15 protein-coding genes are annotated in these 19,345 nt (G+C 55.2%); 6 read left to right on the plus strand and 9 right to left on the minus strand.

Annotation, left to right across the window (positions count from 1 at the left end; genetic code table 11):
* Window positions 1-125: 125 nt before the first annotated feature.
* Window positions 126-359 (plus strand): YgdI/YgdR family lipoprotein, encoded by a 234-nt coding sequence (locus EAE_RS11205; RefSeq protein ID WP_015704368.1) that lies wholly within the window; start codon window positions 126-128, stop codon window positions 357-359.
* Window positions 360-410: 51 nt separating this feature from the next.
* Here the strand turns inward: EAE_RS11205 and EAE_RS11210 are convergent, their stop codons facing one another.
* Entirely contained in the window at window positions 411-3,251 is a 2,841-nt protein-coding gene (locus tag EAE_RS11210; protein ID WP_190972352.1) for an autotransporter family protein, read from the minus strand.
* Window positions 3,252-3,622: 371 nt separating this feature from the next.
* On the opposite strand from EAE_RS11210, the gene kefF reads away from it, so the two are divergent.
* From kefF to folA, 3 genes are all read left to right on the plus strand, one after another.
* Window positions 3,623-4,156 (plus strand): glutathione-regulated potassium-efflux system oxidoreductase KefF, encoded by a 534-nt coding sequence (kefF, locus tag EAE_RS11215; RefSeq protein WP_015704370.1) that lies wholly within the window; start codon window positions 3,623-3,625, stop codon window positions 4,154-4,156.
* Window positions 4,149-6,014: a glutathione-regulated potassium-efflux system protein KefC gene (kefC, locus tag EAE_RS11220; RefSeq protein WP_015368295.1), complete on the plus strand. Its 1,866-nt coding sequence runs from the start codon at window positions 4,149-4,151 to the stop codon at window positions 6,012-6,014. The genes kefF and kefC overlap by 8 nt, the downstream gene beginning before the upstream one ends.
* Before the next feature lie 197 nt (window positions 6,015-6,211).
* Complete coding sequence (gene folA / locus EAE_RS11225) at window positions 6,212-6,691, plus strand: type 3 dihydrofolate reductase (protein ID WP_015368294.1); 480 nt, start codon at window positions 6,212-6,214, stop codon at window positions 6,689-6,691.
* Window positions 6,692-7,325: 634 nt separating this feature from the next.
* Here folA and apaH read toward each other — a convergent pair.
* The 6 genes from apaH to lptD all read right to left on the minus strand — a co-directional run bounded on the left by apaH (window position 7,326) and on the right by lptD (window position 14,159).
* A complete protein-coding gene (gene apaH, locus EAE_RS11230) occupies window positions 7,326-8,174 on the minus strand; it encodes a bis(5'-nucleosyl)-tetraphosphatase (symmetrical) ApaH (protein ID WP_015704371.1) in 849 nt (282 codons plus the stop codon).
* 4 nt (window positions 8,175-8,178) lie between these two features.
* On the minus strand, window positions 8,179-8,556 hold the full coding sequence (gene apaG, locus EAE_RS11235; RefSeq protein WP_015368292.1) for a Co2+/Mg2+ efflux protein ApaG: 378 nt from the start codon (window positions 8,554-8,556) through the stop codon (window positions 8,179-8,181).
* Between the two features lie 2 nt (window positions 8,557-8,558).
* Complete coding sequence (gene rsmA, locus EAE_RS11240; protein WP_015704372.1) at window positions 8,559-9,380, minus strand: 16S rRNA (adenine(1518)-N(6)/adenine(1519)-N(6))-dimethyltransferase RsmA; 822 nt, start codon at window positions 9,378-9,380, stop codon at window positions 8,559-8,561.
* Complete coding sequence (gene pdxA / locus EAE_RS11245) at window positions 9,377-10,357, minus strand: 4-hydroxythreonine-4-phosphate dehydrogenase PdxA (protein ID WP_015704373.1); 981 nt, start codon at window positions 10,355-10,357, stop codon at window positions 9,377-9,379. Before pdxA ends, rsmA begins: the two co-directional genes overlap by 4 nt.
* A gap of 112 nt (window positions 10,358-10,469) precedes the next feature.
* A complete protein-coding gene (surA, locus tag EAE_RS11250; RefSeq protein ID WP_015368289.1) occupies window positions 10,470-11,756 on the minus strand; it encodes a peptidylprolyl isomerase SurA in 1,287 nt (428 codons plus the stop codon).
* Window positions 11,757-11,810: 54 nt separating this feature from the next.
* Window positions 11,811-14,159: an LPS assembly protein LptD gene (lptD, locus tag EAE_RS11255; RefSeq protein WP_015704374.1), complete on the minus strand. Its 2,349-nt coding sequence runs from the start codon at window positions 14,157-14,159 to the stop codon at window positions 11,811-11,813.
* A gap of 241 nt (window positions 14,160-14,400) precedes the next feature.
* Here lptD and djlA point away from each other — a divergent pair, with 241 nt between their 5' ends.
* A complete protein-coding gene (djlA, locus tag EAE_RS11260; protein ID WP_015704375.1) occupies window positions 14,401-15,228 on the plus strand; it encodes a co-chaperone DjlA in 828 nt (275 codons plus the stop codon).
* A gap of 32 nt (window positions 15,229-15,260) precedes the next feature.
* On the opposite strand, the gene EAE_RS11265 is transcribed toward djlA, so the two are convergent.
* Complete coding sequence (locus EAE_RS11265) at window positions 15,261-15,959, minus strand: response regulator (RefSeq protein ID WP_015368286.1); 699 nt, start codon at window positions 15,957-15,959, stop codon at window positions 15,261-15,263.
* Window positions 15,949-17,574, minus strand: coding sequence for an ATP-binding protein (locus EAE_RS11270; protein ID WP_015704376.1), 1,626 nt, complete (start codon window positions 17,572-17,574; stop codon window positions 15,949-15,951). The genes EAE_RS11265 and EAE_RS11270 overlap by 11 nt, the downstream gene beginning before the upstream one ends.
* Before the next feature lie 275 nt (window positions 17,575-17,849).
* On the opposite strand from EAE_RS11270, the gene EAE_RS11275 reads away from it, so the two are divergent.
* On the plus strand, window positions 17,850-19,214 hold the full coding sequence (locus EAE_RS11275) for a 2-hydroxycarboxylate transporter family protein (protein ID WP_015368284.1): 1,365 nt from the start codon (window positions 17,850-17,852) through the stop codon (window positions 19,212-19,214).
* Window positions 19,215-19,345: the final 131 nt, after the last annotated feature.

Below are 19,345 nucleotides of genomic sequence, written 5' to 3' on the forward strand. Positions count from 1 at the left end.
ATCGTCGGCCCTTTTTTTTTATGGCAATCATCTTCGGAGAGTTCTGCTTTTATCTGCCTGCCGGGTCAGGCTAACTATAGTTAGCACGATAACGATACCAATTGATGAAAAGACAGGAGGATACAATGCGGAACAAAATTCTGGTGGCATCCGCGCTGGCGGCAACGGCGATGGTATTTGTGGCAGGTTGCTCATCAAATCAGTCGCTCAAAACGACAGATGGCAAAACAATTGTGACCAGCGGTAAGCCGCAGGTCGATGATGATACAGGCCTGGTATCCTACAAAAATGCGGAAACCGGTCGCGTGGAGCAGATTAATCGCGACCAGGTGAAGTCAATGGACGAGCTGGATAACTAAAAAAAAAGCAGTGGCTTCGGCCACTGCTTTTTACCTTTCAGTGTATAGCGATTACCAACGGTGATTCAGCAGAATGTGGCCGCCATACGCGGCGTAGCTGTTTTCACCCCATTCGCCGCTGGCGCGCAGCGAGATGGTGGTCGTCTCGTTCACATTACCGGTTACGCCCAGCTCTAACTGACCGCGATCGTCAGGCGTATCGTTGCTGACTTTTTCGCCATTGAATGCCAGATCGTTTTGACCCGCGCCTTTCAGCCAGTTCACGGCAACATAAGGCTGCCACGCTTTAACATCGTGTTGCTCGAAGTAGCTGCTCTTCACGCCGAGACGGCCAAACAGGCTATTGTTATCCACGGTCGTTACCCGCACGCCATCCGGATCGGTATGATTTTCCTGATCGAGATAGCTGTAGATCATCTGCGCCTGAGGTTCAATCTTCCAGGTACGCGCATTGTCTGAAGGGATCACCCATGCATGGCCGACTTCGACAGAGGCGGCAAAGCCTTTGCTATCATACTTTTCATTGTTGCGATTGCTGGTGACCGTGTTGTTATACCAGCTGTAGGACGCCCAGGTATCGATGTAGCTGCCCAGACGTAATTTCGGATCTTCCTGCCAGGTCGCGTACAGGCCAACGTTGAAACCGTCGACTTTACCTTGCGCGTCACGCACGTTGTGCTTCGCATCCGAGTCTGTTTTCGCCTGGCCCGCGCCAAACATGCCGCCGGCGCGCAGTATCCCTTTGTCCATCGGCTTGCTCATGAAATCACTGCCGACCTGAAGCACGGTGGTAGTGGTGTCATAGCTGACTTTATCGCCGCCGGCATCGTTCTCATGATAGCGGCCCTTAACGTACATCCAGGTGTTCAGATTGTCTTCGTTGCGGAACGTGAGCTGGTCGCGATCGTCACGTTTATGCAGGAACATACTCTGCGCAGCAAGATAGTTACCCAGATAAGCGCCGACTTCCGGCGCCATCACTTCTGGCGCGGATTGACCGCCATTATCGGTATTGCTGCCGTTATCGCTGTCGCCATCAGTGCCACTGCCGCCATCAGTGCCGCTATCGCTGCCGCTGTCACCATCGTCAGTATCATCCGACGGATCGTCAGACGGGGTCGCTTTGGATTCCAGATACCAGTTGCCGTTGTCGTGTTGATACAGACCATACTCATAAGCCCCGGCGACAACCGGTTTGGATAAGGTTAGCTGGGCTTCGGAGCTGCCGCTGACGCTGACAATCTCCATACCATTAACGGTTTGTGCGCCCAGCCCGCCGATATTGGCGATGCTGACGCCAGACTGCCCGTAGCTGCTGCCGGTGATGGACAGATGGTCGGTCGGAGCGCTGTCTTCGCCGAGGGTGCTGTTCATTACGATCTGGCTGCCGGCGGAACCGGTATAGTCGCCGTTAATCGTAAAATTGTTGCCAACGCTATTATCGGCGGCGCTGAGTAACAGCGTACCGCTGTTGGTCACATTGCCGTTAATCGTATCGACGCCGGATGTTCTTAGCGTTGCGTTACCTTCAACCGCATTCCACGCCGCGAGGATACCGCCGCTGAGGATATCAATGTTGTTATTCACTTCGCCGGCGCTGGCAAATTGCGCGCCATTTTCGATGGTGATGGTGGAGTCGCTGTCTGCTACACCGAGAGTGGCGCCTTCCGCGACCAGAGTGGTGCCGCTTTTCAGAAGGGTATTACCGGTATAGCTATTGGTGCCGGTTAAGGTCAGGGTATTGGCATCGACTTTTTCCACGTTGCCGCTACCGATGATGCTGGTGGCAAACGTAGAGTCGCTTCCCTGATTGAAGATCACTGTGCCATTGTTGGTCATGCTGCCGGTGAGGGTCGCGGTTTTCTGCCCGTTGCCCAACTGTAGCGTGGCCGCTTCCGCGACCAGCGTGTTGCCGCTATTAGCGACAGCGCCCGCCAGCGTTAACTGACCGCTATTAACCTGGAGGGAATCGCCGCTGCCGATGATGTCCAGGTTGCCGGTGAGCGTCCAGGCCTCGCCGTTCATTTTCACGGAGGCAAAACCGTCGCCATCATGAAGGCCGACAAAATTGCTGTCTTCCGTACCAGAGCCCACCAGCGAGAGTGTATTACCCGTTGAGCCCGTGGAGATGACATCGCCGATGAGCGAGGAACCGGTATTGAGCACCAGGCTGTTATTTTTGCTGCTGGCGAACATGACGGCCGTACCGCCGCCGCCGAGTAAACCGCTGTTGATGATATCGGCTTTCGCGCTATCAACAACGTTGATCCCGTTCTCGCTGCCCTGCACGGTGCCGCTGTTGTTGATTTTGCTGTTGCCGTCGCTTAACGCAATACCATCGCCAGCGGTACCGGTGATGGCGCCGCTGTTATCTAACCCGACGCCAATTTGCGAACTCAGGCCGTTTTTGCCGGTAATCACGCCGGTATCGGTATTGGTGATACTAATTGCCGATGACTCTTCGCTAACGAAAATACCGTTGTTAGCGCCAGTAATGATTCCGCTATTATTAAACGTACCCGCCATTGATTGCACGTTAACGGCATTATCAGTTGCAGATGAAATAATTGCATTTTCATTATTATTAATTTCGACTGATTGCGCATCGATATTAATATCCAGACCGATACCCGCTCCGGAAATATTACCTTCGTTGGTGACTTTTTCTACGTTCATCCCGCTAACGGATACTGCTGGGGTGTTATCTGCGGAGGAGACGGTAACGTCTCTATTAATAACGTATTCGCTATCAGCCGAGAAGTCTTGCGGCGCGGAGGTTGACTGGTCAATGGTTGCCGCGCCGACAACTATTGGCGTTAACATTAATAAGGCGGGAAATATCCTTGCCAGCATTTTGGTTGTTCTGTTTAGTTCAAAGTGTTTATTGCTCATGTACACATCCATTTGAGTAAATAGCGGTCCGGGATATCGCTATAAATTAGTGTTTATATTTAGTGTAAAGAATGGGCTCAAAACGAAGAGCGTAAAATTATTGGATTTACTTTCTATGGTGTATAGGGTTATTTATTAAATAATGCTTTAAGGTTCCCTTAAAATATATGACGATTGTATTATTGATAATTATTAATTCGTAGAGTGGATTATTTTCGGTATCAACGCGTGTTTTGCTTACCAACATGTCACTACGGCAGGAAAACTTGGCAATCGCTGTGATTGACTTTTCTCTCGCTATTCCCCCCTTTCAGTGAGCGAGTTAACTGTCTACACTCACTGCTACAAGAATACAAAAGACAGGCCCATTCATGATTCTGATAATTTACTCGCATCCTTATCCGCATCACTCGCATGCGAATAAACGGATGCTTGAGCAAGCAGGGACGCTTGATGGCGTAGAGATACGCTCCCTCTATGAGCTATATCCCGACTTCAATATCGATATCGCTGCCGAGCAGGCGGCGCTGGCGCGCGCCGATCTGGTTATCTGGCAGCATCCAATGCAGTGGTACAGCGTACCGCCGCTGCTAAAACTGTGGATGGATAAAGTGCTGTCTCACGGCTGGGCGTACGGCCACAATGGTATTGCGTTGCATGGTAAATCGCTGATGTGGGCGGTTACTACCGGCGGCGGCGAAAGCCATTTCGATATTGGTTCATTCCCCGGCTTTGACGTGCTGGCGCAGCCTCTGCAGGCGACGGCGCTGTACTGTGGCATGAAATGGCTGCCGCCGTTTGCCATGCACTGTACCTTTATCTGCGATGACGAAACGCTGCAGGCGCAGGCCCGTCATTATCGTCAACGCTTAATCGAATGGCAGGAGGCGCATAACAATGGATAGCCATACGCTAATACAGGCGCTGATCTACCTCGGATCCGCTGCGCTTATCGTGCCGATCGCCGTGCGTCTGGGGCTGGGGTCGGTACTGGGGTATTTGATCGCCGGCTGCGTTATAGGCCCGTGGGGGCTGCGCTTGGTCACTGACGCTGAGGCGATTCTGCATTTCGCCGAAATCGGCGTCGTACTGATGCTGTTTGTCATCGGTCTTGAGCTGGATCCGCAGCGCTTATGGAAGCTGCGCGCCTCGGTATTTGGCGGCGGCGCGCTGCAAATGGTGGTGTGCGGCGCGTTTATCGGGCTGTTCTGCATGCTGCTTGGATTGCGCTGGCAGGTTGCGGAGCTCATCGGGATGACGCTGGCGCTGTCGTCGACGGCGATTGCGATGCAGGCGATGAATGAACGTAACCTGACGGTGACGCAACTGGGGCGTAGCGCCTTTGCCGTGCTGTTGTTCCAGGATATCGCTGCTATTCCTTTGGTTGCGATGATTCCACTGCTGGCGGCCAGCGGCGGCTCAACGACCCTGGCCGCGTTTGCGCTGTCGGCGTTGAAAGTCGCCGGCGCGCTGGCGCTGGTGGTGCTATTAGGGCGCTATCTGACCCGCCCGGTGCTGCGCTTCGTTGCCCGCTCCGGTCTGCGCGAAGTATTCAGCGCCGTGGCTCTGTTCCTGGTCTTCGGCTTCGGATTGCTGCTGGAGGAAGTCGGGCTGTCGATGGCGATGGGCGCGTTTCTTGCCGGGGTGCTTCTGGCAAGTTCGGAATACCGCCATGCGCTGGAAAGCGATATCGAACCGTTTAAAGGGTTGCTGTTGGGGCTGTTCTTTATCGGCGTCGGCATGTCTATTGACTTTGGTACCCTCGTCACCCATCCGCTACGTATCCTGATCCTGCTGGTGGGTTTCCTGGCGATCAAAGCCCTGATGCTGTGGCTGATTGCTAAACCGCTGGGCGTACCGCGCGCGCAGCGCCGCTGGTTTGCTGTGCTGCTGGGGCAGGGGAGTGAGTTCGCTTTCGTGGTCTTCGGCGCCGCGCAGATGGCCGATGTGCTGGATAGTGAATGGGCGAAGGCGCTGACGCTGGCGGTGGCGTTATCCATGGCGGCAACGCCCATCCTGCTGGTGCTGCTGACGCGGATGGAGAAATCCGCCAGCGGCCAGGAGCGCGAAGCGGACGAGATTGATGAAGAGCAGCCGCGAGTGATTATCGCCGGTTTTGGCCGCTATGGGCAAATTGCCGGGCGCGTGCTGCTTTCCAGTGGCGTGAAAATGGTTATCCTCGATCACGATCCGGATCACGTTGATACCCTGCGCAAGTTCGATATGAAGGTGTTTTACGGTGATGCCACGCGAGTGGATCTGCTGGAATCGGCAGGGGCGGCAAAGGCAGAAGTGCTGATTAACGCCATCGACGACCCGCAGGCCAGCCTGCAGCTGGTGGAGCTGGCGAAAGAGCACTTCCCGCATCTGCAGATCATTTCGCGTGCCCGCGATGTCGATCACTACATTCAGCTGCGCCAGGCCGGTGTGGAAGCGCCGGAGCGTGAGACCTTCGAATCGGCGCTGAAAAGCGGTCGCATGACGCTGGAAGCCCTGGGCCTTGGCGCTTATGAGGCCCGCGAGCGCGCCGATCTGTTCCGTCGTTTCAACCAACAGATGGTAGAAGAGATGGTGGCGATGGCGGAAAATGATGCCGCCTCGCGGGTGGCGGTGTTTAAACGGACCAGCGATATGCTTACCGGCATTATCAACGAGGACCGTAATCATCTGTCGCTGGTGCAGCGCCACGGCTGGCAAGGTACTGAAGAAGGACGGCACACCGGAGACGTTCGCGATGAGCCGGAGAATAAGCCTTCAACCTGAGGTGGTGAGCAAATGTTGCGTTAACTTTACAGCTAACATTTTGTTTTCAATTTAGTTCCTGATCTGGCGGCTCATAAGGGTTACGTGGGCTCGCCAGCAAATCTAAAAATTTTCATGTTCTTTACTCTTCGTTCAGTCGACGAAGTATTACGCTTTCCGTATAGTGGCGGCAATTTTTTGCATTCGGGAAATTTTCAATGATTAGTCTGATTGCGGCGTTAGCTGTAGATCGCGTAATTGGCATGGAGAACGCTATGCCATGGGACTTGCCTGCCGATCTCGCCTGGTTTAAACGTAATACCTTAAACAAGCCGGTGGTTATGGGGCGTTTGACCTGGGAATCCATCGGTCGCCCGTTGCCAGGACGTAAAAATATCGTTATCAGCAGCAAGCCGGGCAGCGACGATCGCGTGCAGTGGGTGAAGTCTGTTGATGAAGCGATTGCCGCCTGCGGTGACGCGGAAGAGATTATGGTGATCGGCGGTGGCCGCGTTTACGAGCAGTTCCTGCCAAAAGCGCACAAACTCTACCTGACCCATATTGATGCGGAAGTGGAAGGGGATACTCATTTCCCGGATTACGATCCGGACGAATGGGAATCGGTATTCAGCGAGTTCCATGATGCCGATGCGCAAAACTCCCATAGCTACTGCTTCGAGATCCTCGAGCGCCGTTAATCTCACATAGCGTGGATTAAAAAACCCCGGTCGCGTCAGGTGTGGCCGGGGTTTTGTTTTATCAGGAATCTCCCGGTTACCGTCCGGTACGGGCCGTAGGCCGGGTAAGGCGTTAGCCGCCACCCGGTAAACAAACGGCGCCGTGGGTAGATACTGTTATCAGTTTGCAATGGTTTCGCTCCTGGAAAAGCGGTTGTTCTGTGCTGTTTCCGAACATATTGCGCTCCCAATATTTCTTCTGCGTTATGTCTCTCATGGCGCAGGGTGCGCACAGAGGGCGGCCAATCGCCGCCGCCCTCTGTACTCCCGGGCTCTGGCCGCCAAAATCGCCACTTCGTGGTACCTTCGACTTATCCCTGCAGGCTTCGGGTCGGGCCGAGGCAGCGTCCTTGCAAATCACGGCCCTCAGCCCGCATCCATGCGGGCTGCCCCGGCCTGCCGGGAACGTCTCAGCGATTTTGAGGCCACCAACACCGGCAGTTTCAGTAGCCATGGGGGGAGAGAGGTAGAGTTGAGAGCTTCAGCTCACAGCGGTACGGGCCGTAGGCCGGGTAAGGCGTAGCAGCCACCCGGCAAACAAACGGCGCCGCGGGTAGGCCGGATAAGGCGCAGCGCGCCGCTATCCGGGATCGACTCAGGAGGCGACCGCTTCGCCTTCGTCGAGGCTTTTCTGGCGGTTGGAACGCTGGGTGAAATACGTTTTATCTTCCCAGCGCAGGCAGGTCAGATCGCCCCCCCAGCAGCAGCCGGTATCCAGCGCATAGATACCTTCCGGCGTACCGCGGCCTTCCAGCGACGCCCAATGGCCAAAGGCGATACTGTACTCGCGAGCGACAGGGCCCGGAATGGCAAACCATGGCTTCAGCGGGGCTGGCGCGTCTTCCGGCGCCTCTTTGCTGTACATATCCAACTGGCCGTTCGGGAAGCAATAGCGCATGCGGGTGAAGGCGTTGGTGATAAAGCGCAGGCGCGCCAGGCCGCTGAGCTCATTGCTCCAGTGGTTCGGCATATCGCCATACATCGCGTCGAGGAAGAACGGATAGGAGTCGCTCGCCAGCACGGCTTCGACATCGCGCGCGCACTGTTTGGCGGTTTCCAGATCCCACTGCGGCGTGATGCCGGCATGAGCCATCACCAGCTTCTTCTCTTCATCGACCTGCATCAGCGGCTGGCGACGCAGCCAGTTGAGCAGTTCGTCAGCGTCGGGCGCTTCCAGCAGCGGCGTCAGACGGTCTTTGGGCTTGTTGCGGCTAATGCCGGCAAATACCGCCAGCAGATGCAGGTCATGGTTGCCCAGCACGATGCGCACGCTATCGCCGAGCGCTTTCACGAACCGCAGCACTTCCAGAGAGCCGGGGCCGCGTGCGACCAGATCGCCAGTGAGCCACAGTGTGTCCGTATCAGGGTTAAACTCCACCTGCTCCAGCAATGCGATCAGTTCATCGTAGCAACCATGAACGTCGCCAATAAGGTATGTAGCCATTGTTTTAATGTATAAGCGTTGGAACTGCGAGACGGAAGACAGGGATCTCGATATTGAACGGCACGCCGTTGCTATCAATCATCTCATAGTGACCCTGCATGGTGCCCAGCGGCGTTTCGATAACCGCGCCGCTGGTATATTGATACTCTTCGCCGGCAGGGATGTGCGGCTGTTCGCCGACCACCCCTTCACCCTGGACTTCCGTCTCGCGACCGTGTCCATTGGTGATAAGCCAGTAGCGGCCGAGAAGCTGAACCTGACTCCGCCCCAGGTTGCGAATGGTGACGGTGTAAGCGAAGACGTAGCGCTCTTCTTCCGGAGAAGATTGCGATTCGATATAGACGCTTTGCACCTGGACGCAAACACGAGGCGAATTAATCATGGTTAGCTCTCCTTCGAAGGCAGATTGTTGGATAACCAGTTGGCCATCTTACAGTACTGCTCTACAGAAATATTTTCCGCACGTACCGCCGGGTCGACGCCCAGCTCCGCCAGCACTTCAACGCTAAACAGATTGCCGAGACTATTACGAATGGTCTTACGGCGCTGGTTGAAGGCTTCAGTAGTGATACGGCTCAGCACGCGGACATCCTTCACCGGGTACGGCATGGTGCGGTGCGGCACCAGACGCACGACGGCAGAATCCACTTTTGGCGGCGGCGTAAAGGCGGTCGGCGGAACTTCAAGTACCGGGATCACCTGGCAGTAGTACTGCGCCATTACGCTTAAACGACCATACGCTTTACTGTTCGGTCCGGCAACCAGACGATTAACCACTTCCTTCTGCAGCATAAAATGCATATCGGCAATGGCATCAGTATAGCTGAAGAGGTGGAACATCAGCGGCGTTGAGATGTTGTACGGCAGGTTGCCGAAGACGCGCAGCGGTTGGCCCATTTTCTCCGACAGTTCGCCGAAATTCATGGTCATCGCATCCTGCTGGTAAATGGTCAGCTTAGGTCCGAGGAACGGATGCGTCTGTAGGCGGGCCGCCAGATCGCGGTCCAGCTCGATAACGGTTAATTGATCGAGGCGTTCGCCGACCGGTTCGGTCAGCGCGGCGAGACCTGGGCCGATTTCGACCATCGCCTGGCCTTTCTGTGGATTGATGGCCGAGACAATGCTGTCGATCACGAACTGATCGTTGAGAAAGTTTTGCCCGAAGCGTTTACGGGCTAAATGGCCCTGATGGACTCGATTATTCATTGGGTATTAACAATCATTTTGATGGCGAGATTAAGCGCCGTGATAAAACTGCCGACGTCCGCTTTTCCCTGACCGGCTAATTCCAGCGCGGTACCGTGGTCAACGGAGGTACGAATAAAAGGTAAACCGAGCGTAATATTCACGCCACGGCCAAAGCCCTGGTATTTTAGCACGGGCAGGCCCTGATCGTGGTACATCGCGAGTACCGCATCGGCATTATCGAGATATTTTGGCTGAAAAAGGGTATCCGCAGGCAATGGACCGCTAAGATTCATGCCCTTCGCCCGCATCTCTTCCAGCACCGGAATGATGGTATCGATCTCTTCCGTCCCCATGTGGCCACCTTCGCCGGCGTGGGGATTCAGGCCGCAAACCAGCACGTGCGGTTGAGCGATGCCAAATTTATGCCGCAGATCGGCATCCAGGATGGTAATCACTTCGCGCAGCAGCTCCGGCGTAATCGCCTCGCTTATTGCCTTTAGCGGAAGATGGGTCGTGGCCAGCGCGACCCGCAGCTCCTCGGTCGCCAGCATCATGACCACTTTACTGGCGTGAGCGCGCTCTTCGAAGAACTCGGTATGACCGGTAAAGGCGATACCGGCGTCGTTAATGTTGCCTTTGTGCACCGGCCCGGTAATCAGCGCCGCGAATTCGCCATTAAGGCAGCCATCGCAGGCGCGCGCCAGCGTTTCCACCACATAGCCGCCATTCTCGACATTGAGCACGCCCGGCTGCACCGGCGCGTTGAGGGGGACGGAAAGCAGCGTGAGCGTTCCTGCCCGCTGAGGCTGCGGAGGGCGCGTTGGATCGTAGGGGAGGAGCGCTAAAGGAAGACCGAGCTGGCAGGCTCGGTCAGTTAACAGGGCGCCATCGGCGCAAATAACCAGTTCAACCGGCCAGTCGCGCTGCGCAAGCTCGGCGACAAGGTCGGGACCAATCCCTGCGGGTTCGCCGGGAGTGATAACAACACGTTGCATAGAAACGTTCCTTCGGGCTCGTTATTGCCCGGCTACGCAGTCAACCCCAGCGTTTGCTGGGGCGACCGGTCTACCCTCCGGCACGTCTTAACGTGGCGCAGAGGGCTGAACTTTAGTTGCTCAGAATTTTGACGTAAGCGCTGGCGCGCTGTTCCTGCATCCAGGTTGCCGCTTCTTCAGAGAATTTGCGGTTCATCAGCATGCGGTAAGCGCGGTCTTTCTGCGCGGCGTCGGTTCTGTCGACGTTGCGGGTATCCATCAGTTGGATTAGATGCCAGCCGAAGGAGGAGTGAACCGGACCGCTAGTCTGGCCTTTGTTGAGGCGCATCAGCGCATCGCGGAACGCAGGATCGAAGATATCCGGCGTTGCCCAGCCTAAGTCGCCGCCCTGGTTGGCGGAGCCCGGGTCCTGAGAAAACTCTTTCGCTGCTTTATCGAAAGTCGTTTTACCGCTCTTAATGTCTGCCGCAATCTGCTCCAGCTTCGCCTGGGCCTGGGCGTCATTCATGATCGGCGACGGCTTCAGCAGGATGTGACGGGCATGAACTTCGGTGACGGAGATATTCTGGCTGCCGCCGCGCATATCGTTCACTTTTAGGATGTGGAAGCCGACGCCGGAACGAATCGGACCGACAACATCGCCTTTCTTCGCGGTACTCAGCGCCTGCGCGAAGATACCCGGCAGCTCCTGAATACGGCCCCAACCCATCTGGCCGCCTTTCAGCGCCTGCTGGTCAGCGGAATAGGTGATAGCCAGTTTGCCGAAGTTAGCGCCGCTACGGGCCTGTTCAACGACGGACTTCGCCTGTTCTTCCGCAGCCGCAACCTGATCGGAGGTCGGGTTTTCCGGCAGCGCGATCAGGATGTGGCTCAGGTTCAGCTCGGTGCTGGCATCGTTCTGATCGCCAATCTGCTTGGCCAGCGCTTCAACTTCCTGCGGCAGCACGGTGATGCGGCGGCGCACTTCGTTGTTACGCACTTCCGAAATCAGCATCTCTTTACGGATCTGGTTACGGTAGGTGTTGTAGTTGATGCCTTCATAGGCCAGACGGCTACGCATCTGATCCATCGACATGTTGTTCTGTTTGGCGATGTTAGCGATGGCCTGATCAAGCTGATCGTCGCTGACTTTTACGCCCATTTTCTGCCCCATTTGCAGAACGATCTGGTCCATGATCAATCTTTCGAGGATCTGATGACGCAGGGTTGCGTCATCCGGCAGCTGCTGTCCCGCCTGACCAGCGTTGAGCTTCACCGACTGCATCAGACCATCGACGTCGCTTTCCAGAACAACGCCATTATTGACGACAGCCGCTACTTTATCGACCACCTGCGGGGCGGCGAAACTGGTATTCGCGATCATGGCGATACCGAGAAGCAGCGTTTTCCAGTTCTTCATACTTTTTCCATTTCAATTAACCGCAAATGCGGATTACGTTTTAAACCAGACGCCTTACAGGGAGCTCTGGTACGGCAAAATGTTCGAGCGCAGCATCTGCTGGGTGCCAAGTCCGTAGTTGGAGCTCAGACCACGCAGTTCGATGTTGATACCGAAGGTGTTATCGTATTTGCTCTCGCCGCCGTTGCTGTTGTTATCCCAGCCGTTGAGCTTACGTTCGTAGCCAAGGCGGATAGCGTAGCAGCAAGAGTTGTACTGCACCCCTAACATCTGGTTAGCCGCTTTTTTGGTATTGGTATCGAAGTAGTATGCGCCGACCACTGACCAACGATCGACAATCGGCCAACTGGCGGTCATACCTACCTGAGAAATACCTTCTTTATACTGCTGAGCGGTGGAATACGAAGGCAGCGTCGCCTGAATATATTCCGGACTCGCATAACGGTAGTTCAGTTGCACTAAGCGGTTTTCGTCGCGGCGGTATTCAATGGTTCCGTTGCCGGTTGCGACGTTATCCAGACGCGTATCATACTGGATCCCCCCGCGTAAACCCCAGTCATCGGAGATGCGCCAGTAAGTGTCGCCGGCCCACACCAGTGAACCCGTGGTGTCGTTATTCTCCCAGTTGATGTTGTCCGCACCGGTCCGGGACTCGGTGAAATAGTAGATTTGACCAACGGAAATATTAAAACGTTCAACGGCCGCGTCATCATATACGCGAGATGTGACGCCGGTGGTGACCTGATTGGCTGATGCGATACGGTCCAAACCGCTGTAGGAGCGGTCGCGGAACAGGCCGCTATAGTCGGACTGCAGCAGGGTCGAGTCGTAGGCGCCGATGTGGCTCTGGTCGCGATACGGGATATACAGATACTGCATGCGCGGTTCCAGGGTTTGGGTATAACCCTCCTGCATATCGCGCTCGAAGACCAATTTGCCGTCAATTTTGAACTCTGGCATCACGCGGTTAACGGAATCTTTGTAATCGGTACCGTTGGCCGCGTTGTACTTATCGAGATTGCTCTGCTGGTAATGCGTCGCCAGCAGCTTCGCCTCGGTATTGATGCTTCCCCAGCCGTTAGACAGCGGCAGGTTGATCGTCGGCTCTACGTGCAGACGCGTCGCTTCCGGCATATCGCCGTTGGTGTTGACGAAGTGCACCGCCTGCGCATACAGATGAGTATCGAATGGACCGACGTCATTCTGGTAGGCGTTAATATCCAGCTGCGGTTCGGCGCCGTAGGAGTTGCTTGAGCTACGGTCGAAGACCTGGAACTGTTTGGTCGACACGGTGGCGTCAAAATGCTGGTTAACGTAGCCGGCGCTGAATTTTTGCGTCGCGTAGCCGTCGGTACTGGAGCCGTACTTGGAGCTGAAATCGTTAAAGTAATCCGGGTCGCTGACTTTGGTGTAGTCGGCGTTCAGGCGCCAGACCTGATCGATAACCGCGTTGTGGTTCCAGTAGAACATCCAGCGGCGGCTGTTGCTGTCGTTAGAATGATCGTCTTCGTACACTTTATCAGACGGCAGATAATCGAATTCAAATAAACCTGCGCCCGCCTGAGTCAGATAGCGGAATTCGTTTTCCCACATCACGCCGCCGCGTTTATTCATGTAGTGCGGCGTAATCGTGGCGTCGAAGTTCGGCGCGATATTCCAGTAATAAGGCAGTGAGAATTCAACGCCATTTTTGGTGCTGTATTTGGCGTTAGGGATCAGAAAACCGGAACGGCGCTTATCGCCGACCGGTAGCTGCAAATACGGGCTATAAAAAATAGGGACGGAACCAAGCTTAAAGCGCGCGTTCCAGATTTCGGCAACCTGCTCTTCGCGGTCATGGATAACTTCGCTGCCGACGACGCTCCAGGTATCAGAGCCCGGCAGACAGGAGGTGAAGCTGCCGTTTTCAAGTATGGTATAGCGGTTTTCGCCGCGCTGCTTCATCAGGTCGGCAGTACCGCGCCCCTGACGGCCAACCATCTGATAGTCGCCTTTCCAGACGTTGGTATCCTTGGTATTCAGGTTCGACCACGCCTTCGGGCCTTTCAGAATAACCTGGTTATCGTCGTAATGAACGTTGCCAAGCGCATCAACGGTACGCACCGGCTGCGGTTGTCCCGCCGGCTGCTGCTGATGCAACTGCACCTCGTCGGCCTGCAGGCGACTATTCCCCTGATTAATATCAACGTTGCCGGTAAATACGGCATTATCAGGGTAGTTGCCTTTCGCATGATCGGCGTTAATCGTCACCGGCTGATCGTTAGGCTTCCCTTCAACGAGAGGGCGATTATAGCTTGGCACGCCAAGCATACATTGCGTGGCGAGATCGGCGGCCATGCCCTGTTGGCTATACAAGGCGCTGGCGATCATGGTGGCCAGGAGGCTGGGGATACGTTTTTTCATACGTTTTATTTGTTGTTCCGTCATCTTGTGGCAGCGGCTTGCAAACGGTCAGAGCCTAACGTACTCATCTTAATCGCGCTAGTCTTAATCCGCTCGTTTCGTTTCTGAGCGTTAGGCACCGTGTAGAATGGCGAGTATGATAAAGCAAATTATAGGCGATGTCCCACATGACCGTGGCGTCAACGCTTGGTAACGTGCGGTCAGATATAGCTTAACTGGTAGCGGAAAGATTGGGGAGTCTATGCAGTATTTGGGTAAAGTGATTGGTGTAGCGGTTGCATTATTGATGGGTGGCGGCTTCTGGGGCGTGGTGCTTGGCTTTTTAGTCGGCCATATGTTTGACCGGGCCCGTAGCCGTCGCCTGAATTTATTTGCCAACCAGCAGGAGCGGCAGTCGCTGTTCTTTTCCACCACTTTTGAAGTGATGGGGCATCTGACCAAATCGAAAGGTCGCGTCACGGAAGCCGATATTCATGTGGCGAATGTGCTGATGGATCGAATGAACCTGCACGGCGAGTCGCGCACCGCGGCGCAGCAGGCTTTTCGCGCCGGTAAGGCCGATAATTATCCGCTGCGCGAGAAAATGCGTCAGCTGCGCAGCGTCTGCTTTGGTCGCTTCGATTTAATTAGGATGTTTCTGGAAATTCAGCTGCAGGCGGCCTTCGCCGACGGCGAATTACATCCCAATGAGCGCGAAGTATTGTTTGTTATCGCCGACGAGCTCGGTATCTCGCGTGCGCAGTTCGAGCAGTTCCTGCGTATGATGCAGGGCGGCGCGCAGTTCGGCGGCGGCTCGCAGCAGCAATCCTATGGTCAGCGCGGCGGCAATGGCGGCTGGCAACAGGCGCAGCGCGGCCCGACCCTTGAAGACGCTTGTAACGTGCTCGGCGTGAAACCGACCGATGATGCCACAACCGTCAAGCGCGCCTATCGTAAATTAATGAGCGAACATCATCCGGACAAGCTGGTGGCCAAAGGGCTGCCGCCGGAGATGATGGAAATGGCGAAGCAGAAAGCGCAGGAGATCCAGAAAGCCTGGGAGCTCATCAAAGAGCAGCGCGGCTTCTGAAACCCGTGAGGCTTCTCCTGCGGGGAGAAGCCTTAGTTCGCGCCCCGCGCGCGGCGATACATCCGCCGCGGGTGGCCAATCTTACCGTACAGCATTTCCACTTCCAGAAAACTCACTTCTACGCAGTGCTCGAGATAACGACGGGCTGTGGTCTTGCTCAGTCCGGTTTCGCTGACCACTTCGTCCACTGAAAAGCAGTGCGTTTCGCGGCCATGAAATAAATTTTGCACCAGCGCCAGGGTCTTTTCCTCGATGCCCTTGCTGCCGTTATCGGCGCGAAAATTTTTGGCCTGCAGCTGATACAGGGAATCAACGTTTTGCTGATCGACGATTTTCCATTCCCGCTGCTGGTCATAAAACTGAATAAAGCGCTCCAGCGACTGGCTCAGTCGTTTCCATGAGACCGGCTTGAGAATGTAGTCGAAGGCGCCATTGCGTATCGCCTGGCTGCAGGTTTCCATATCGCTGGCGGCGGTGATGAAAATGACCGAACAATTGGCGTTGGCCAGAAGCGGGTCGGTCATCAGCGTAACGCCTTTGCCGTCCGGCAGATAATTATCCAGCAGGACCAACTGCGGCGGTCTGGCGTTCAGCATCTGCCGTGCCTGGGAAAGCGAGGCGGCCGTTCCCGCCAGCCGCATGCGCGGGTGTTTCTGAATGAGCTCGGCGTGCAGGCGGGCCAGCTCGTTTTCATCTTCGATGATCAGCACATCGACCAGATCATGATGCATCGTTGGTCTCCGGTTGCGGATGGGCTGGCGGGTCGGCGGGAATAAACAGAGTAAATATTGTTCCGCGCGGCGCATTATCGGCGACTTCAATCGTGCCGCCAGCCTGAGTCACATAATGTTCAATAAGATACAGACCAATACCGTGATCGCCACGGGTTTTCGTCGTCACTCCACGTTCAAAAATACGCTCGCGGATATCCGGGCGGATACCGACACCGCGGTCGGCCACCTCAATCATCAGCTCGCGGGCGTTGAGTTGAATCAGTACCTCGACCGGCTCGTGCGGTAGTTCGGCGCGTTGCGTGGCTTCAATGGCGTTATCCAGCAGATTGCCGATGATCGAAATAAGTTCAGACTCCATCAGCGACGACAGCGGGCGATCGATACGGCAGGCCGGATCAAAGCTCAGTTCAACGCCTTTTTCATAGGCGCGGGTGGCTTTACCCAGCAGCAGGCCGCATAGCGTCGGCGATCGGAAACGCGAGGAGATGAAGTCCAATAGTTCCTGGGCATGCTCCGATTGCGCCTGTATATAGCGAATGGCTTCGTCGTAGTGGCCCATATGCAGCAGGCCGGAGAGCGTGGTCATGCGGTTGAGCTGTTCGTGGCGCATAATGCGCAGGTTATCGACATAGCGTTTCACCTGGCTTAGCTGAGCGGTGAGGGCATTAATTTCATCGCGGTCGCGGAAGGTGATCACCCAGCCCTGCAGCGAGTTTTCCAGCATGATGCGCACCCGGCTGGCGAGTACCGTCAACTGGTTAAAGCGACACAGTTCATCGTGAGTATCATTCGCCAGCATTGCGTCGCTGGCGAAGAACGGCTGCGGGGCGATCACGCTATCAATCGATTTGCCGCGCAGCAGATGCGCGGGCTGCTTAAGCCCCAGCAGGCTGCGGGCGGCGTGGTTAATCACTTCAATTCTTCGCTGGCTGTCGATAACGATAACTCCTTCGAAAATCGATTCCATCATCGCTTTTTGCTGGCGTACCAGCAGGCCAATTTCGCGCGGTTCCAGCGAAAAAATCTGTTTTTTAATACTGCGGGTAAAATACCAGGAGAAGATAAACAGGGCGATCAGCAACAGAATGGCGGCGACAAAAATATTCACCACCTTTTGCACGGTAATGCTGTCGAGATAGCTGGTCAGATAGCCAACGGAGACGATGCCGATCACCCGTCCGTTATCATCGACAATGGGCGTTTTACTGCGTAGCGAGACGCCTAAACCACCTTTACGGATGGTGGTGATAGTTTTGCCTTCCAGCACTGCCTGGTTATCGCCGCCCACTAAGCGGGTGCCGACCCATTCCGGGTGTACGGAATGAAACAGGTGCACGCCTTTATCATCACCGATGACGATAAAGCTGGCGTCGCTGTGGACGGCGATTTGCTTCATGAAAGCGCCGATAGCCTGCGGGTCGTTCAGGCTAACCTGCTGGCGCAGATTGGGCATCAGCGCAATCTCTTCGGCCTGAATTTTCGCCCTGGCGCTCATTTCCTGATACAGCTGGCGGCTGGCGTCGAGATAATAATAGACCCCAAGCAGAGCGAATAAGATGGAGAAAAAGGCCACCAGGGAGATGAACAGCTTAAATTGAAATGAAACTTTCATAGTTATGCGCACAGTATTTGAGATGCGGCAACGATATCGTCAGCGGCCAGAAGGACAATTTATCTACTGGCGCCTATTTATAAAGGGTAATTATCCGGTTATTAAAAAAACCATAAAAACCACGCTAAGAAATTAGATATATATCACTAGAGTCAATAGAAACCATAAAAACCATAACGACCATTAAAACTTCTTTTTTAATCTGCCCCCTCTCACATTAACGCCGTGCTCCCCCCTCTACCCTGAACAGGAATAATAACTACAGGGCTGAATTTATGAGCACCACAGACAACGCATTCTCTGCAACCCTTGAACCTATTAACAAACCGAAAGCCTCGTTGAAGCAGCGCTGGTGGCATGTCATGGATAGCTGGAAAGTGGGGATTATCCCGCTGCCGCTATTTTTGCTGGCCGGCGGTCTTATCGCGCTGGACTGCCTTGGCGGCAAGCTGCCGAGCGATATCGTGGTAATGGTGGCGACGCTGGCCTTCTTCGGTTTTGCCTGCGGCGAGTTCGGCAAGCGCCTGCCGGTACTTGGTAAGCTTGGCGCGGCGGCGATTTGCGCCACCTTTATTCCTTCCGCGCTGGTCCATTACGGCCTGCTGCCGGATGTGGTGGTTGAATCCACCACCAAATTCTATAAATCGACCAATATTCTTTATCTCTACATCTGCTGCATTATCGTTGGCAGCATTATGAGCATGAACCGCACCACGTTGATTCAGGGGTTCCTGAAGATCTTCCTGCCGATGCTGTGCGGCGAAGTTGTCGGTATGTTGGTCGGCGTGGGAGTTGGCAGTCTGTTGGGGATGGATCCGTTCCAGGTCTTCTTCTTTATCGTGCTGCCGATTATGGCCGGCGGCGTGGGCGAGGGGGCGATCCCGCTGTCGATTGGCTATGCGGCGCTGATGCATATGGATCAGGGCGTTGCGCTGGGACGCGTGCTGCCGATGGTGATGCTGGGCAGCCTGACGGCGATTGTCATCGCCGGCTGTCTGAACCAGCTTGGTAAACGCTTCCCGCATCTGACCGGCGAAGGCCAGCTAATGCCGAACCGCAGTAATGAAACCCGCAGCCTGAGCGAAAGCGAAGGATTTGGCGGTAAAACGGATGTGGCGACGCTGGCCTCTGGCGCGCTGCTGGCGGTGCTGCTGTATATGATGGGCATGCTGGGACACAAATTGATTGGCCTGCCGGCGCCGGTTGGCATGTTGTTCCTCGCGGTGCTGTTGAAGCTGGCGAATGTCGTTTCGCCGCGTCTGCAGGAGGGCTCGCAGGTGGTGTATAAATTCTTCCGTACCGCGGTGACTTACCCGATTCTGTTTGCCGTTGGCGTGGCGATTACCCCGTGGCAGGAGCTGGTAAACGCCTTCACGCTGACCAACCTGCTGGTCATTGTTTGCACCGTGTCGGCGCTGGTGGCCACCGGGTTCTTCGTCGGCAAAAAAATGGGGATGCATCCGGTCGACGTGGCGATTGTCTCCTGTTGCCAGAGCGGGCAGGGCGGCACCGGCGACGTCGCCATCCTGACTTCCGGCAACCGTATGAACCTGATGCCCTTCGCCCAGATAGCCACCCGTATCGGCGGCGCGATTAATGTGTCGTTAGGGCTGCTGTTCTTAAGTCATTTCTTATCGTGATTTAGTGCTGCGCTAATAGCAAAAACTGCCATTTCCCTCCGCAGGACGAAGAAAATTTCTTTGTCCTGCATCCTAAATTCTGTGCAATTAGCGATACAATAGGCGGCGTTATCCGCGATAGCGACGGCAGC

The organism is Klebsiella aerogenes KCTC 2190 (genome assembly GCF_000215745.1).
In the GTDB taxonomy this organism is placed as follows: domain Bacteria; phylum Pseudomonadota; class Gammaproteobacteria; order Enterobacterales; family Enterobacteriaceae; genus Klebsiella; species Klebsiella aerogenes.